This is a genomic window from Streptomyces sp. NPDC046349, from assembly GCF_055587885.1.
This window is the reverse complement of record NZ_JBVJFK010000005.1, coordinates 330,248-345,318: the sequence shown is the minus strand read 5'-3', so window position 1 is coordinate 345,318 and position 15,071 is coordinate 330,248. Positions and strand designations below refer to the sequence as shown.

General features: G+C 68.5%; 14 protein-coding genes and 4 pseudogenes. 9 read left to right on the top strand and 9 right to left on the bottom strand.

All coding sequences use genetic code 11. The features are described from left to right. The first annotated feature begins 77 nt into the window (after nucleotides 1-77). Both ACZ6JS_RS14625 and ACZ6JS_RS14620 read left to right on the top strand, forming a co-directional pair. Nucleotides 78-1,193: a 4'-phosphopantetheinyl transferase family protein gene (locus ACZ6JS_RS14625; RefSeq protein ID WP_469297941.1), complete on the top strand. Its 1,116-nt coding sequence runs from the start codon at nucleotides 78-80 to the stop codon at nucleotides 1,191-1,193. 294 nt (nucleotides 1,194-1,487) lie between these two features. Then, nucleotides 1,488-1,733, top strand: coding sequence for a hypothetical protein (locus ACZ6JS_RS14620; protein ID WP_469297940.1), 246 nt, complete (start codon nucleotides 1,488-1,490; stop codon nucleotides 1,731-1,733). Between the two features lie 79 nt (nucleotides 1,734-1,812). Here ACZ6JS_RS14620 and ACZ6JS_RS14615 read toward each other — a convergent pair whose 3' ends face one another. Together ACZ6JS_RS14615 and ACZ6JS_RS14610 are read right to left on the bottom strand one after the other, a co-directional pair. Then, nucleotides 1,813-2,202: a hypothetical protein gene (locus ACZ6JS_RS14615; RefSeq protein WP_469297939.1), complete on the bottom strand. Its 390-nt coding sequence runs from the start codon at nucleotides 2,200-2,202 to the stop codon at nucleotides 1,813-1,815. Nucleotides 2,203-2,930: 728 nt separating this feature from the next. Further along, nucleotides 2,931-3,101, bottom strand: coding sequence for a hypothetical protein (locus ACZ6JS_RS14610; protein ID WP_469297938.1), 171 nt, complete (start codon nucleotides 3,099-3,101; stop codon nucleotides 2,931-2,933). Nucleotides 3,102-3,583: 482 nt separating this feature from the next. Between ACZ6JS_RS14610 and ACZ6JS_RS14605 the strand changes: the two genes are divergently transcribed. The 3 genes from ACZ6JS_RS14605 to ACZ6JS_RS14595 all read left to right on the top strand — a co-directional run bounded on the left by ACZ6JS_RS14605 (nucleotide 3,584) and on the right by ACZ6JS_RS14595 (nucleotide 5,789). Beyond that, nucleotides 3,584-4,237: a hypothetical protein gene (locus tag ACZ6JS_RS14605; RefSeq protein WP_469297937.1), complete on the top strand. Its 654-nt coding sequence runs from the start codon at nucleotides 3,584-3,586 to the stop codon at nucleotides 4,235-4,237. 136 nt (nucleotides 4,238-4,373) lie between these two features. After that, nucleotides 4,374-4,616 (top strand): hypothetical protein, encoded by a 243-nt coding sequence (locus ACZ6JS_RS14600; protein ID WP_469297936.1) that lies wholly within the window; start codon nucleotides 4,374-4,376, stop codon nucleotides 4,614-4,616. A 198-nt stretch (nucleotides 4,617-4,814) separates the two neighbouring features. Further along, nucleotides 4,815-5,789, top strand: coding sequence for a tyrosine-type recombinase/integrase (locus ACZ6JS_RS14595; RefSeq protein ID WP_469297935.1), 975 nt, complete (start codon nucleotides 4,815-4,817; stop codon nucleotides 5,787-5,789). 40 nt (nucleotides 5,790-5,829) lie between these two features. Here ACZ6JS_RS14595 and ACZ6JS_RS14590 read toward each other — a convergent pair whose 3' ends face one another. Next, the gene (locus ACZ6JS_RS14590; protein ID WP_469297934.1) at nucleotides 5,830-6,192 is read right to left on the bottom strand and encodes a peptidase inhibitor family I36 protein; all 363 of its coding nucleotides are present in this window, start codon (nucleotides 6,190-6,192) and stop codon (nucleotides 5,830-5,832) included. 170 nt (nucleotides 6,193-6,362) lie between these two features. Beyond that, nucleotides 6,363-6,533, bottom strand: a pseudogene (locus ACZ6JS_RS14585) (Tn3 family transposase); the annotation flags it as partial. 925 nt (nucleotides 6,534-7,458) lie between these two features. Here ACZ6JS_RS14585 and ACZ6JS_RS14580 point away from each other — a divergent pair. From ACZ6JS_RS14580 to ACZ6JS_RS14570, 3 genes and pseudogenes are all read left to right on the top strand, one after another. Then, nucleotides 7,459-7,932 carry a hypothetical protein gene (locus tag ACZ6JS_RS14580; protein ID WP_469297933.1) on the top strand — a complete coding sequence of 158 codons (474 nt, stop codon included), beginning with the start codon at nucleotides 7,459-7,461 and terminating at the stop codon, nucleotides 7,930-7,932. Nucleotides 7,933-8,018: 86 nt separating this feature from the next. Continuing rightward, nucleotides 8,019-9,259, top strand: a pseudogene (locus tag ACZ6JS_RS14575) (IS701 family transposase). A gap of 396 nt (nucleotides 9,260-9,655) precedes the next feature. Beyond that, nucleotides 9,656-9,865: a hypothetical protein gene (locus ACZ6JS_RS14570; protein ID WP_469297932.1), complete on the top strand. Its 210-nt coding sequence runs from the start codon at nucleotides 9,656-9,658 to the stop codon at nucleotides 9,863-9,865. 128 nt (nucleotides 9,866-9,993) lie between these two features. Here the strand turns inward: ACZ6JS_RS14570 and ACZ6JS_RS14565 are convergent, their stop codons facing one another. Continuing rightward, the gene (locus ACZ6JS_RS14565; protein WP_469297931.1) at nucleotides 9,994-10,764 is read right to left on the bottom strand and encodes a transposase; all 771 of its coding nucleotides are present in this window, start codon (nucleotides 10,762-10,764) and stop codon (nucleotides 9,994-9,996) included. Between the two features lie 43 nt (nucleotides 10,765-10,807). Next, nucleotides 10,808-11,431: a hypothetical protein gene (locus ACZ6JS_RS14560; RefSeq protein ID WP_469297930.1), complete on the bottom strand. Its 624-nt coding sequence runs from the start codon at nucleotides 11,429-11,431 to the stop codon at nucleotides 10,808-10,810. A gap of 241 nt (nucleotides 11,432-11,672) precedes the next feature. Here ACZ6JS_RS14560 and ACZ6JS_RS14555 point away from each other — a divergent pair. Then, a pseudogene (locus ACZ6JS_RS14555) lies at nucleotides 11,673-12,684 on the top strand (IS630 family transposase). A 46-nt stretch (nucleotides 12,685-12,730) separates the two neighbouring features. Here ACZ6JS_RS14555 and ACZ6JS_RS14550 read toward each other — a convergent pair. The 3 genes and pseudogenes from ACZ6JS_RS14550 to ACZ6JS_RS14540 all read right to left on the bottom strand — a co-directional run bounded on the left by ACZ6JS_RS14550 (nucleotide 12,731) and on the right by ACZ6JS_RS14540 (nucleotide 14,996). Further along, nucleotides 12,731-13,198, bottom strand: a complete 468-nt coding sequence (locus ACZ6JS_RS14550) for a hypothetical protein (RefSeq protein ID WP_469297929.1) — start codon at nucleotides 13,196-13,198, stop codon at nucleotides 12,731-12,733. A gap of 224 nt (nucleotides 13,199-13,422) precedes the next feature. Further along, nucleotides 13,423-13,620: pseudogene (locus ACZ6JS_RS14545) on the bottom strand (DUF4158 domain-containing protein); the annotation flags it as partial. Nucleotides 13,621-13,970: 350 nt separating this feature from the next. After that, on the bottom strand, nucleotides 13,971-14,996 hold the full coding sequence (locus tag ACZ6JS_RS14540) for a PAC2 family protein (RefSeq protein ID WP_469297928.1): 1,026 nt from the start codon (nucleotides 14,994-14,996) through the stop codon (nucleotides 13,971-13,973). Nucleotides 14,997-15,071 lie beyond the last annotated feature (75 nt).

Below are 15,071 nucleotides of genomic sequence, written 5' to 3'. Positions count from 1 at the left end.
AGCGGGAGCTCCTGTTGGCCCTTCACGTGCTGTACATCGACGCGGACCGCCCTGGCGTACGGGACATCGAGAGCGGCATGAAGGAGGACGACGATCTGCCGGGAACGATGAACAGACAGGCCGTCAGCGACGTCCTCGCCGGCCGCGCGTTCCCGCGCCTGAAGCAGGCCGAGGCGCTCGGCATGTTCCTCGCCAAGTGCGCCCGGGCGGACCCTGAGCCGGTCAGGGAGTGGGTGGGGCGCTTGTGGAAGGAGGCCGACCTGGAGCGCCGCGGCTCCCTCGGCCAGCAGCCGGCCGAAGGCGACGGCGGCACGGAGGGCGCCGACTCTCCACAGCCCGGCAGCCTCCTGCACGCGCTGCACCACCTTGAGGACGAACTGTTCCCGCACGAGATCGAATCCGACATCGCGCTGATGGTCACCGGGCCGAAGGACAACCGCTGGGACGACTTCGCAGGACTGTTCCGGTCCGCAGGCTCGATCCTGGTCGTCGGCCGGCTCACGCACTGGCAGCCTGGCCCCGACGAACCGGTGGCCCCGTTGATGGGCCCCGAGCTTGCGCGCTACGAGAGCGCCAAGGACCCGGCTGAGCGCCGACGTCTCCTGAGCACGCGGGTTTTGATCCGGCACACCGTTGCCGCGGCGACTGACCTTGAGCCGCACCAGGTCGTGCTGAGGAGCGGACCCGGAGGCCGCCTGTACGTGCGGGGCATGGACACGATCGACATCAGCCTCACGCTGGACGGGGACCTGGCCGTCGTGGGCCTGACCCAGGTCGGACTCATCGGCGTGGGCATCGCCACCGCCGAGAGCGTCGCAGACCGGCCCGCCGGAGAGCTGCTGGATGTCCTGGCACCCCACGAAGTCGAGTTCCTGCGCTCGATCCCGCCCGAAGAGCGGATGTCGCGCCTGATGAACCTCTGGGTCCTGAAAGACGCCTACACCAAGTGCATCGGCCAGGGCCGCCAGCTCCGGTACACGGCCTTCGGGTTCACCACCGACGAGCCGACTACCCCCGCGTTTTTGTCGCCCGACATCTCCTCTCCCCACGATGACGCCTGGTCGTTCGCCATCTACTCCACCGGCCGGGGACACCGCATCGGCGCAGCCGTGCACGACGCCGGCTTCTCCGACACGCCATCCCTGCTTGGCAGAGACCTGAAAGCCAAGCTGCGCCACTTCCTGACCGGCTGACGCTGGCCGAGATTTCGGCCCCGCGGCTGTGAGCCATGGTGCTCACGGCTGTCGAGAACCTGGAGGAGATACGTGATAACCGCCGAGTCGACGTTCGTCTACGTGATGACTCATCCGGCGTACGACGCGGGGAAGGTCGGCCTGGGCGCTTCCGGGCGCATGGACCGGTTGCGCCGCTAACCCCTGTCTCCCGCACTGTCCTGTCTGTCCCGCCGCCGGCTGTGCAGGCAGTACGGCGGTGGCGTGCAGTGCCTCGTCTGCGGAGGGTCCGCAGACGTCTCGGGAGGGAACCTCATGTCCACCGCTACCGACCCGCAGCCCCAGACCCCGCAGCAGCAGTCCCCGCGGCCGCCGCAGCAGCCGGCCACGGATCCGCTCGTGACGCTGTGCCTGGTCATCGTTGGCGCACTGGTCCTCGCAATGGCCGGCTATGTGTGCGTCGCCCACCCGTCGCTGACCGGGCCGATCGCGACGGTGGCGACGGTGGCCGGGGCACTGGTCGCGGCGGTCGGCGTCGCGGTCGCCGTCCGCCGGCGCTGACCCACGGCCCCACACGGGGCCCCACGTGAACGACAAACGCCCCGCCCGGATCTCCGGGCGGGGCGTACGGGTATGCAGGTCAGGGCCTGTCCTCGGCGTCGAGGATGTCGAGTGCGCGCGGGACGCCGTCCCCGCTGCTCCAACTGGGGTGCGGGAAGGCGGGAGGGGCTTCTTCCGTCCACGCGCCGGGGCTGGGTACGGCTGCGGGCTCCCGGCCGCCGGCGAGCGCGTCGAGCTGCGCGGTGATGGTGTCGAGGTCGAGGAGGCCAGCGGCGTAGGCCTCGAGGAACAAGCCGACGGCGTGGGAGATCGATACCTCGTTCTGACCAGCGCGTTCCTTGCCCGCCTCCCACACGGTCCCGGCCACGTTCACCGTGCGGACCACCTTCTCGTCGGTGAGTTTCCGCTCGGTGGGCCGGCCGGTACCGGCGGGATAGACCTTGGGGACCTGGCGGGGTGCGGTGGCCATGCGGGCGTCGCCTCTCATCTCGGGCGCGGACCGTATCAGGTCCGCGCCCCCACCCTACCCGTTAACTTATATAACTTCTCGCTTTCGACGTCCTTCGGGAATTCGGGTCAAGGCCGGGCGGCCGGGGCCGGCTCCAGGGCGGCGGCACGCCTCCCTCCGTCGAGGTGCCCGGCGAGGGCGAACACGGGGCGAACGCACTTGTATAACTTCTCGGTCTTTTGGGGACCGGCCGCAGGAGCGGGGGCGTGGCCAGTGCCTCGGTCTCGGCGGCGGCATGCTCGCACGCGTCCGCCAGGACGGCGGCCCGGTGGGCGAGTTCCGCCGCGCGGCGGGCCGGAAGGGCCCCGTCGGCCTCCGCGGCGTCGCTCGCTCCCATCCGATGCGCATCCACAGCTCCTGAAAGCCTGTTTCTCATCCCCAAAAAGGCCAGGTCAGAGTCTTCCCGTCCCGGCTTCAGCTGTACGGGCGCGTTCGCTGAACGGTTGCGGTGACCTTGATCAAAGCCTCCCCTGCCGCCAGCCTCCCAGGTGGGCACAGAACACTGCGGGCCGCCACCCTGGGGGTGGCGGCCTTGGCCGTGCTCAGGCCATCCGGGAAGCAGGTGGGGCATGCGGCGTCGGGGTTGTTGTCAGAGGTAGTTCTGGGGGGTGCGGTTGGACGCACTGCCGAACATCTCGTACATCCATTCCGTCGTGCCCAGATTCGAGGTGGTGTCGTACATGCCGCCGTCACCGCCGCGGAGGTCCCAAGACCCCGCCGCCGCCGTCCGCTGTGATGCCGGCGGGCTGTACTGCCGGGGTGGCGGCGAATGCCGAGCCGGCGGTGAGGGAGAGGCCTCCGGCGGCGATGGTGCTGGCGATCAGGAGGGGAACGAGGCGTCGGGCCCTGGTGATGGCCATGAGGGAGAGTCCTTAAAGAGGGAGGTCGAGGGTGGGGGTCCGGACCCCGGCGGGCGGTTCGTCGGTGTTCCTGCCGTGTCCGTGTCTCCATTGGGCCTCAGACCCGGGGGTGTGGTCATGGCCCGGAAAGTCGGGGCTTGACAGGGCCCGCTTGAACCGGGATGCCCTGCTGGCTGCGGGACGGGGCTGGGGTGCAGGTCCCTGCGGGATAGGTCGTGCTGGACTTGCCGCCAACCGAGCTACGGGTCGGGGACCAGGTCCGCGTCGGCGGCCGCCTGGTGGCCATCGCCGATCTGCGCTACCGGTACGGCGGGACCCGCACGATGAGAACCCGCGTCATGCAGGGCGATCGAGTGAAGTCGGGATTTGCCAACCGGACGGCGACATCCCGGCTATCCCTAGCCGCTACATTCGCCCTGGTCAGGTTTCCCCGCTCCCGGGGACGACCCCTACGAATCCGCTTGGTCAGGAGTTGATCTGCGATGATCGCGCACGGGTTTAAGCGTCGGATGTCTGCTTTCGCGACAGTGCTAGGGCTTGGCGTCGCGATGCCGTTCGGAGTACTCATCACACCCGCCCACGCAGCCTCGATCTTGAGCGTCAACAAGTTTCACGAAGGTACTTTCGTGCGGGGCGGGCAAGGGATCTACACCATCCAGGTGTCCAACACCGGCGATGAAAATACTGGCTCGCTGGTCATCACAGACAACCTCCCCGCAGGTCTCACCGTCGTCTCCGTCAGTGGCGGTTTCGCAGGCCCCGAGAATTGCGAGGTCACGAACAACGGGAGGAATATCCGCTGCGCTGTCCCCTACTTCCCCCCCTCCTTGGTCTCCAACCTGAACGTCCGCGTGAACATCGCCGACAATGCACCCTGCTCCGTCGAAAACACCGTCACAATCGTCGAGACTGGCGGTCAAAACGCCACCCTCTCGGACACTGACCCGACCACCATCACCGGCGGCGACTGCAACGGGGGCGGCGGCGGGGGTGGCGGCGGGGGTGGCGGCTCCATCCTGCCGATCAACCTGAACGGCGTCCTCCCACTCTTCAACAACATCAACACCGGCAACAACATCAACAGCCCGAACGGCAGCAACAGCAACAACCAGGCCTTCGGATTGAACGCGCCCTGAGGGGGGTGGACCAACGGTGAGGTGGCTGGCCGGCCTTCGAGGTGAGGATGTTGGCGCTGGGCAGTTCAGCGACGAGCTCTTAGCGGTAAGCCCTTGATGGTCAGGTCGCGTCCGTGATGCGGGTGGCGTAGACCCGGTGGGCCTTGCGCTCGGCGGAGCTGGCGGTGTCGGTGGCGAGGGCGGCGGCCTGCTGCAGCGCGGTGCGGTGGAGTTTGAGGGGTGCGGTGATCCGGAGGGAGTGGCCCTGGCCGCGGCGGATGGTCCGGCCGGAGGCGAGCGTGGTGCGGACGGTCTCGTCGCCGCCTGCGAGCAGGCGGTCGGCGAGCAGGCCGGGCAGGTCGAGGGTGATCTCCGGGTCCGGCTCCGGCTGGGGGCCTGAGGAACATCGGTGTCAGATCGTGCGCTAAGCCTCCGTCGCCCCTGGTGGGCGGCTGACGGCGCGTCGGCGACGGGACCGGTCTGAAGTCGTTCCCCAGATAACACCCCAATATCTGCGGTAGCTTGATCCGTCACCTGCGGTGACGTTCTCCGGCCGCTACGTAAAAGCGTCACTGTTATCTGCGGTAAGGGGGAAGTGGTGCCCAGCGTCGTGCAGCTGGCGACCGGGAAGGCGTTGACCGTCCGGGCGGCGGCCGACGTGTTCCTCGACTCGCTCGGCAACCCGAACACGGTCCGGAACTACGGGATCGGTGTCGGCAAGACCGCCGAACGGATCGGCGTTGGTCGGCCGCTGGCGTCGGTCGCGGACGACGAGATCGGCGAGGCCCTCGAACTGCTCTGGGGCGCCGCGGCGGTCAACACGTGGAACTCCCGCCGGGCCGGGGTGCTGTCCTGGCTCGGCTGGTGCCGCGAGCGCGGCCACGAGGGTCCGGCGGTCCCGGCCTGGGTGAAGCGGCTGGCGGTGCCGGACTCCGAGACCCCGGCCCGCTCGAAGATGGCGATCGACCGGCTGATCGCCCGGCGCGAAGTCCACCTTCGGGAGAAGACGATGTGGCGGATGCTCTACGAGACCTCCGGGCGGGCGGAGGAGATCCTCGGCGTGAACATCGAGGACCTGGACCTCGCCGGGCGCCGCTGCCGGGTGAAGGCGAAGGGCGCCCGGACCAAGGCACGCCGTCGCGGCCGGGCCCGCGAGGACTACGTGCTGGAGACCGTGTACTGGGACGCCGGCACCGCCCGGCTCCTGCCCCGCCTGCTGAAGGGCCGCACCCGCGGACCGGTGTTCGTCACCCACTGCAAGCCCGGCCCCGGCAAGGTCGTCAGCGCGCGCGACGTGTGCCCGGATACCGGATTCGCCCGGCTCTCATACGGGCAGGCCCGCGCCCTGCTGGACGAGCGCACCGCCGTACGCGGACCCGGGACGGGCTGGGACCTGCACGAGTACCGTCACTCCTCCCTGACCCACCTCGGCGAGCAGGACGCCTCCTTGCTGATGCTGATGGCGAAGTCCCGGCACAAGAAGCCGGAGAACGTCCGGCGCTACTTCAAGCCGTCCCCGGACGCGATTGCCGAACTCACCAGCTTGCTCGCCCCGGGCGACAGCCGTCGCTGAGCGATGCAGGAACGGGGACCGCAGTGCCCGCTTTCGACCATCATTGCCCCGGGCACTCTCCGCGACTCAGAGACGCCGCTGCGAAGGGAAGGTTGCGGATGGTCTCCCCCGGCATAACCAGCTGCTGCTGGCCCTCGAAGCCCGGCGATGAGAAGACGCACCAGAAGTAGCGGGTCTGGTTCTGCACGGTGCGGAACCACGGGTCAGCCAGCGGATTGTCCCCGCGGTAGAGCCTGAGCTCGCCATAGCCCTCGGGCTCGGAGTACGTACACACGCCCGTGACATACGGGCACTCCACCGGGTCATCGGCCGGCGCGGCGGACGCGGTCGGCAGCACCGCGGTTCCCAGGAGCGCGACGGTGGCCCCGAGCACTGCCATGGCGTGGCGACGGAAACGCTTCATGTGATCTCTCTTCTCTTGTCGGCTGCGCAGAGCGGATACCTTGTGTGGTCAAGATCAGAGTTCCCGGTACACATGGTGTGCAGCGCGGTGGGCCAGGCCGGTTCACCCCTGCAGCCGAGCGCACTGGAAGCACCGTCCCCGCGCACCGCGTGCCCGAGCGCCCCGTCGCGCAGGGGGCGCAGGCCGCCGGGGAGGTCGGGGAGCTGGAAGGAGTACCGGCCGAGCATGTTGACGTGGTGCCGGACGAACGGGGAAAGCCGGGCGATGTCCTCGTCCCGGACGTCGAAGCCGTCGGCGCGAAGCTGGGTGACGGCCGCGTCCATGTACGGGGTGTTGCGAAGTCCCCGGACCCCGCCCGCTCTCCCTGACCGAGCGTCATTCTGATTACAGAGAGCTACCTGTCACTTCGCCGTAGCTTCGGGAGAACAGGGCCGTGAAGCCCACGGAGCCGATCACAGCGGGGCCCGGCACGTGCACGGTATCTCCGACGAGGACGTAGCGGACGCCAGGCCCTTCGAGAAGGTCCTGCCGCGTCTGCGGAAGGTCACCAAGGACCGGATCATCTGCGCCTACACCAGCCCCGGTGTGGACGACCTTGACCTATTGATGAAAGAGCCGGGCGACCGGCTGCGCTCTCAACAACGGCGCCTTGGCGGCCGGGAACACCCACCACGGCACTGGCAGGGTGGGCGGAAACATCATGGGTCTCCCTACCGGCAGCGCACTGAATCAATGCGGCGGGGCGGACCTCCCTACGCTGGAGGATGTCGTCTCCAAGCTAGGGAAGCGCTCAACCCGGTGATGGCTTCCGCGAAGGCCGACCGGCTGTTTGGGGCAAACCCCGGTGGTGCCCTGTACCTGGTCCGACTGCGGCCGCGACAACCCGTCGGTTTCGGGAAGGTGAGGTCCTGGAAAGAGGGTGCCCACCGCTGTACGCCGTTCAGACGACTCCGAGTTCCGTGAGCACCGCAACGCGGTCCGCGGGGGAGCGTCGCGCGGGTTGGACAGCCATACGCCGAGCTTCACCGCGTGCTCCTGGCCGTGGTGTTCAACGCGTTCGACGTGAGCCCTTGAAACGCCTGTGAGGGTGCCCTCACGGGCCAGGTAAGCACGCGCAGCCGCTACGCCCCGCTCCCACGCGTCCGCCCGGCCTGCCGCACTCGGCTCCGGCCGGTCCGGGTGCCCGGAGTTCCGGGACACCCTCTAGTACTCCAGCCGTAGATCGTGATCATGGATGCGGAGATCGCCCGCCGGTAGCCTTCCTACGTGGCTGAGACCTGGGACGAACAGCGGCTGATCGCGGACGGCTTCGAGCGTGTGTACGTCGAGCTGGAGTGGTACGACGGACCTCGCGTCGGCCTCGCTGACATCGTTGGGGAGCCCCACTACTTCGACGGCTATGGCCAGTACGTCGGAGACGAGGCCGATGAGTACCGTGTCTGGCCTGCGAGTTCGGCTGTGGTGGAGTTGGAGCGCGAGCAGTGGGCGATCTACGTCAGCTGGAACGAGTGTCATGAGGCTGGGAAGGTCGGGCTGGAGAGCCATCCGGGTCACGGTGGGATCGACGCCCGCTACGACGAACTGGACGCGCTGCTTGCACCCCACCGTCAGGTGCCGGACGACGCGCGTCGGCTGGTGGGTGAGATGCGGTTCGACGCCGGCGGTCGCTACCGGGTCGAAGGGATGGACTACTGGTTCCGGTGGGGCGTCCGAGCAGATGAGGCCGCGGTTGATCATTAGGTGTTGTGTGGATAACCAATGATCAAGCGGCGGCCTCGGACGCCAATATGGTGCCTGCCCACTGGCAGGATGCCTTCGAGGGTCTGATGAGCCGGATTGCCAACCGGTTCTCCCGGGTTGAACCCCGCCGCCGGGTGCGGCGGTTGGTCTCCGGGCTGCTGTCGGATCTGCCGCGCAAGAACTGCTGGACCCTGGCCGAGCACGCGGGCGACGCCACCCCGGACGGCATGCAGCACCTGCTGCACCGCGCGAAGTGGGACGCCGAGGCGCTCCGTGACGACGTACGCGCTTACGTGGTCGAGCACCTGCACGACACTGATGCGGTGCTCGTGGTCGACGAGACAGGCGACCTGAAGAAGGGCACGGCGACAGTCGGCGTGCAGCGCCAGTACACCGGAACGGCCGGCCGCATCGAGAACGCCCAGGTCGCCGTCTACCTCGTGTACTCCGCCGCACGCGGGCATGCCGCCATCGACCGGGCCCTGTACGTGCCGCGCTCGTGGACCGACGACCCGGACCGCTGCCGACACGCCGGAATCCCCGCCGACCTGGCCTTCGCCACCAAGCCCCAACTCGCCGCCAGCATGGTCATCCGGGCCCTGGACGCGGGAACACCCGCTCGCTGGGTCGCGGGAGACGAGGTCTACGGCGACAACCCGCACCTGCGGACCGCCCTCGAACACCGCCGGACCGGCTACGTCCTGGCCATCTCCAGCACCCACCCCGTCGTCACCCACGCCGGGAAGTTCCAGGCGAAGGTCCTGGCGCTGCGGATCCCCAAGCGGGCCTGGCAGCGGCGCTCGGCCGGCCCGGGCGCAAAGGGCGAGCGCTACTACGACTGGGCTCAGGTCGACATCGACGGCCCAGCCGGTCGCACCGGCCATTGGTGGCTGCTGGTCCGCCGCAACCGCCGAGCTGGTGAACTCGCCTTCTACCGATGCTTCTCGCCCCAGCCGGTGCCGCTGTCCGATCTGGTGCGGGTGGCCGGACAGCGCTGGACGGTGGAAGAGACGTTCCAGGCGAGCAAGGGCCTGACTGCCTGGACAAGCACCAGGTCCGCCGCTGGACCTCCTGGCACCGATGGGTCACCCTCGCCATGCTCGCCCACGCCTTCCTCGCCGTCACGGCAGCGACCGAACGCCGCGACCGCCCCGCTCCCGACGGTCTGATTCCCTTGACCGGCAACGAGATCCAGCACCTGTTCGCAACGCTGATCGGCCCGGTCCACGGCCTCGCGCACCGACTGCGCTGGTCACACTGGCGACGACGGCACCAGGCCCGCGCCCGCGACTGCCACTACCGGCGGCAAGTGGCCACCCAGCCATGAAGATTACGATCTACGGCTGGAGTACTAGCCCATCATCTAGTCCTCCGCCTCGTCGCACACGCTCTGGGCCTGCTCGAGGGGCTGTGTCGAAAAAACTGGAACGTTCACGTCGGCGTTAATAGCGCACGAATTGATCAGATTAAGCAGATCACCATCATCATCGGCCTGTGCTTGTGCTGCGGGAGCCATGAATCCTGCCAAGAGCAAGCTGACAGCAGCGATTTGGGCCCTACGAGCTTTCATTCTCATCCTCCGACTCTGCGGTCCGGATAATCAGGCATCCTGCGCAACGCGGGAAGGGCGTCGCAGGCACGCCTGCCGAGACGCCAGAACCCATATGGGGCACCTCGATACCGTCATCGAGTGTGCGGCCACACGCGAAACTGTCGCAGAGACGTGAGTTACCGGGTGGCGTGGATCCAGGAGGACGGCGCCGAACAGGTGTCGGCGGTGACCTACGACTGGCCGAGTGCCGAGCACCGCAAGGCGCGGTGGTGCGGCCGCGGCCTGCCGCCTCACACAGGGCTGCACCGGCTGTTCCCCGAGGCCCCGTGCGCCGGCCGGGCGGAACGTTCACCCGGTGAATTCCGCGACCCACGCGAGTGATGCCCCCTCCTCGATCGACCCGGTGTGCGCGTCCATCGGCACGCGGCGGACGGTATCCGCTAAGGGCTGTCCCGTAAATGATCTCCAAGTCGTCCCGGGCATCGTTGGTTGCGGTGTGGTCCCCTGGTCTATCCGGCGAGGGCGAGGTTGTGCATCCGGGCGATGCCGAGCATGGCGTGGTGGACGCCGTCGCCTCTGAGGCGGCAGTCGCGGAGGATCTTCCAGGCCTTCATGCGGGCGAAGACGTGCTCGACGCGGGCCCGGACCTGCTTGTGGGACCTGTTGTGGTCCTCTTTCCAGTCCGGGAGTTCGGTCTGACCGCGCTGTCGGCGGTGCGGGATGACGAGTCCAGTGCCCGGATAGCCGCCGTCGGCGATCGTGAGGGTCTTGCCGACGGCGGCCTTGGCGCCGGATTCCTCCCAGGCCTTGCAGTCGTTGCGGTTCCCGGCGAGCGGCCGGCCGACTACGACGACGAGCCGGGTGTCGGCGTCGATGACGACCTGGTGGTTCGTGGAGTATCGGTAGTTCTTCGACCGCTCGGCGATGGTGTGGTCGCGGGTGGGGACCAGGGTGCCGTCGACGATGAGCACGGTGTCCTTGGCGAACCGTTTGCGGGGTTGGAGCGCGAGCAGCGGCCCAAGGTGGTCGATGATGCGGTCCGCTGCCGACTTGGACACCCCGAACAGCGGAGCGAGCTGTCGCATGGTCAGGTTCGTGCGCCAGTACGCCGCGACCAGCAGTGCGCGGTCCTCCAGCGGAAGGCTCCACGGCCGGCCTTTCCGAATGGCGTCCGCACCCTGGCGCCGCAGAACGGTTACCAGCTTCCCGAAGGTGCGAGGACTCAGCCCGGAGAACGGGGCTATCCAGGAAGATTCCGACGCCGTGATCACACCAGCCATACCAAGATCTTCCATGGTGTGATCAGCGGTTTTGGTCCACCTCTCAGCTGCCGCTCAACGGAGACGCCCACGCAGGGTCATGTCGGGATCTCCTCGTAAGGTGCGCCAGCAGGTGCTCCGCCGTGAGGGAGGCTGTGTCTTGCGGCGTGCCGACTGCGGTCAGGGCCGCGATAAGCCTTGCCGATGCTGTTTCCGGCACGTCCGGGTCGGTGAGGAGGGGAAGCAGCAGCAGGAAGCGGGTGGCCGTGTCCTGGACGCCTTCGTCCGCAAGGAACGGGCTGTCAGCGATCCGGATCAGTTCGTGCCACGTCAGCCCAGTGCCCGAGAAATCTCCGTCCCAGCTGGCGAGCTGCTCGGCGTAGCTTCTGTCCGGATGGGTGAGTAGGTAGTCGGTGCCGTAGTCACCGTCCAGGTTGCGGTAGATCACCACGGCTCCGGGTCCGTCGTCAGTCGGCACCCTGAACACGGGCCAGTGCTCAGGATCGAAGAGGACCTCGGACAGGGCATCGACATCGGCGCCGTCCTCACCGAACCACTCTGGAACCGGCCGCTCTGCACACCCCCCGTCGCTGCACATCGCCAAGAGGTAGTTCGACCAGAAGCCCGAGTGGAGCAGCAGTGACTCGCCCGGTACCAACGGGCCGACGTCATATCCCTTGATCAGCACCCTTCGATCCTGTCACCAGCCACTGACACGGTCCGATCCGGGTCGGGAAGGGGACGCCGTCCAGTTACGGGACAGCTCTTAGCCGATCACTTCATACGATCTTCGGTCGAAGCCGAGCGGACCGGGCGATCACTGTGCTAGCGAGCAAGATCGTTCCTTACCGCTATTGACTTCGGCTCGTCGGGGTGAATCTTGGTGAAGTGCCTGCTGGGCTTGGAGCTGTGGCTGTATCCCGTGGTGTGTGAGGTATGCGGATGGGGGCGGGCTGACCCCTGCAGGGCGTCAGCGCCGTGAATCGGTACGGATACAGGCGGTCGGGCTGTTCGAGCAGAAGGCCAAGCCGTCGGAGGTCGCCCGGCGCCTGCGGGTAAGCCTGAAGTCGGCCTACCAATGGCACCGACTGTGGCGCGACGGCGGGGCTGCGGCACTGGTCTCGTGTGGACCGAGTGGTTCGCGGTGCCGGCTGTCGCCGTACTGCCTCGAGAAGCTGACAAGGTTCCTGGAGGAAGGTCCGGCGGCGCACGGCTGGGTGGAGGACCAGGTGTGGACCGCGTCGAGGGTGGCCACGCTGATCGGCCGGAAGTTCCACGTCTCCTACAGCGTCTCGGGTGCCACCCGGTTGATGCACCGGCTCGGCTTCAGCCCGCAGGTTCCCGCGCGGCGTGTCGCCGAGCGTGACGAGCAGGCCGTCATCGCATGGAAGGAGGCGACCTGGGCGGAGGTAAAAGGGCCCGGGCGGCCTGCGGGGGCTACGTCTGCTTCGAGGACGAAGCGGGCTTCACCCGTCGGCCGCCCCGGGGACGGACCTGGGGCAGGCGAGGCCGCACCCCGGTCGTGACGGTGAGCGGGCGCCGCTCGGGACGGCTGTCGGTGGCCGGCCTGATCGCCATGCGGCCCGGCTCCCGGACCCGGCTGTGCCACCGGGTGCGGACCCACCCCGCAGGCAAGGGCCGCCGATCGTGCTGATCTGGGACCGGCTGAACACCCATGTCTCGCGCAAGATGCGGGACCTCGTCGCCGAGCGGACGTGGCTGACAGTGTTCCTGCTGCCCGCCTACGCGCCCGACCTGAACCCAGTCGAAGGCGTCTGGGCGCACGTCAAGCGCAGCCTGGCCAACCTCGCCGTCATGGCCCTCGACCGACTCGAAACCCTCGTCCGCAACCGTCTTAAACGGCTTCAATACCGGCCCGACATCCTCGACGGCTTCATAGCAGGCACCGGCCTGACCCTCGACGCCCCGGCATCACCTTGACGAGTCGAAGTCAGTAGCACGGTGATCGGCATGTGGGGCGGGCACGTCATCCAACGGCGCTGGACGCCGCGCGCCGCCGCCGTGCTCGGGCCACCGTCTTCACGACCGGCAGAAGCAGGAACAACACGGCGCCCGCGCCGGTCGAGGCGGCTAGCAAGGTCGCCCCACCGCCCTCCACGTCGGCCGCGGCGGCGACTGCCTGCGGATCGTCCGCCCGGTACCGGACGGTGAGGTGTGCGCCCACGGGGTACATGCTGCCACTACTGCCCGATGGCAAGGCCGCCACGACGGTGCGGCCCTGCGCCTCGAAGGCGACCTTGCACTGTCCCAGCGCGCACGTCCCGCGGGTATGCATGGTGGCGTCGGCGCGCACACCGTCGCGGAGCGAGCGCTGATGCTGGGCCTGGGGAATCAGTACCAGGGCCGACAGTGCACCCAGGAGTAGCGCGAGACCGAGCCACACGAAGACTTCCGTACGGTGCCTGGCGCCTGCACGTACCGTCTCGTCCACCACGTTCCCTACCCCCGTATGCCCTGCTCACGTACGAGGCAACAGTATGTGGGGCTCCGCGGTGGGGTCACCGGCTGCTGGCGGCACCCATGAGCCGGTCCGGTTGCCGGACATCGGCAGGACGGGTGGCCCGAGCGACCCCGTTGCCACGGTCGTTCATACAGCCAGCACCTCAAGCCCATCAGGCACTTCGCCAAGGTTCACCCTGACAAGCCGAAGTCAGTAGGGAGGAACCGGCCGATGTAGCGCACAGTGCACATCTGGAGGGCGAACCCGAGCCGGTTGTGATCGCCGCGCCGCTTCGCGATCAGCTTGCGGTCCTCGTCGTCGAGGAAGAAGAACCGCTCCAGCTGCGGCCGGGTCGGCTCCTCGTTGAACTTCCCGTACGAAGCCGCCTGCTCGTCAGTCAGAAACTCCACTGGCATGGACCTGACGCTAACGACGCCCGCAGCCGCCCAACGATCTTCCACCGAACCCCGGCGCCAGACCGATCGCCTGTGCTAGCAGCCCATGATCATCGGCTTAGCGTTAACGGCTGTACCGCTGTTCCCCGAGGCCGCCATAGCAGCGGTCCGCCCACCGAGCTGTCGTGCACGGTGGGCGCGCCGGGCCGGGGGTGCAGCCGGGTGGCGGTCCTGGACATCCCCGCGAGCTCCGGGAACACCGAAGCCACGTCGAGCGGGCGGGGCGGAGTCGTACGGGTCATGCTTCCCTCTCTCGGAACGGCAACCCGTATCCAAGCAGGGCGTACTGACACCCGGACAGCCCGGTCGTGCTAAGGGGTCTCCCCGTCCCCGTCCCCGTCGCCGTCGCCCGCCCCGTCGCCCTCGGCCGGGGCGTCCGGGTCCGGCGGGCCGTCCTGGTCCGGTGCTTCCTCCTGCTTCGGCCTGGGCTGGGGGCGGCCGCCCGACAGGTCCCGGAAGTACGAGCCGTCGCCCGGCTCCGCCGCCGGGCCCGCCGCCGGATCCCGCCGCCGCAGGTACCGCTCGAACTCCCGCGCGATCGCGTCGCCCGAGGCCTCCGGCAGGTCCGCGGTGTCCCGCGCCTCCTCCAGCGTCTGGACGTACTCCGCCACCTCGCTGTCCTCGGCGGCCAGTTGGTCGACACCCAGCTGCCACGCGCGGGCGTCCTCGGGCAGTTCGCCCAGCGGGATCCTGATGTCGATCAGGTCCTCCAGCCGGTTGAGGAGGGCCAGTGTCGCCTTCGGGTTCGGCGGCTGCGACACGTAGTGCGGCACGGCCGCCCACAGCGACACGGCCGGCACCCCGGCGTGCGTACAGGCCTCCTGGAGGATGCCCACGATGCCCGTGGGGCCCTCGTACTTGGTCTCCTCCAGGTCCATGGTCCGCGCCAGGTCCGCGTCCGAGGTGACCCCGCTCACCGGCACCGGCCGGGTGTGAGGCGTGTCCCCGAGGAGCGCCCCGAGGATGACCACCATCTCGACGCCCAGCTCGTGCGCGAAGCCGAGGATCTCGTTGCAGAACGACCGCCACCGCATGGACGGTTCGATGCCGCGTACCAGCACCAGGTCGCGCGGCTTGGCGCCGCCGATCCGGACCACCGAGAGCCGGGTCGTCGGCCACGTGATCTTCCGTACCCCGTTGTCCAGCCACACCGTGGGCCGGTTGACCTGGAAGTCGTAGTAGTCCTCGGCGTCCAGAGCCGCGAAGACCTCGCCCTTCCACTCCCGGTCCAGGTGTGCGACCGCACCGGAGGCCGCGTCACCCGCGTCGTTCCAGCCCTCGAACGCGGCCACCATGACCGGGTCGATCAGCTCGGGCACGCCCTCAAGCTCGATCACCCAGGTCTCCTTCCGAAGTTCCTTGCGTACGTGGGTCAGCCTAAGCCTTGAGGGGACACCGGCCACAGCCCACGA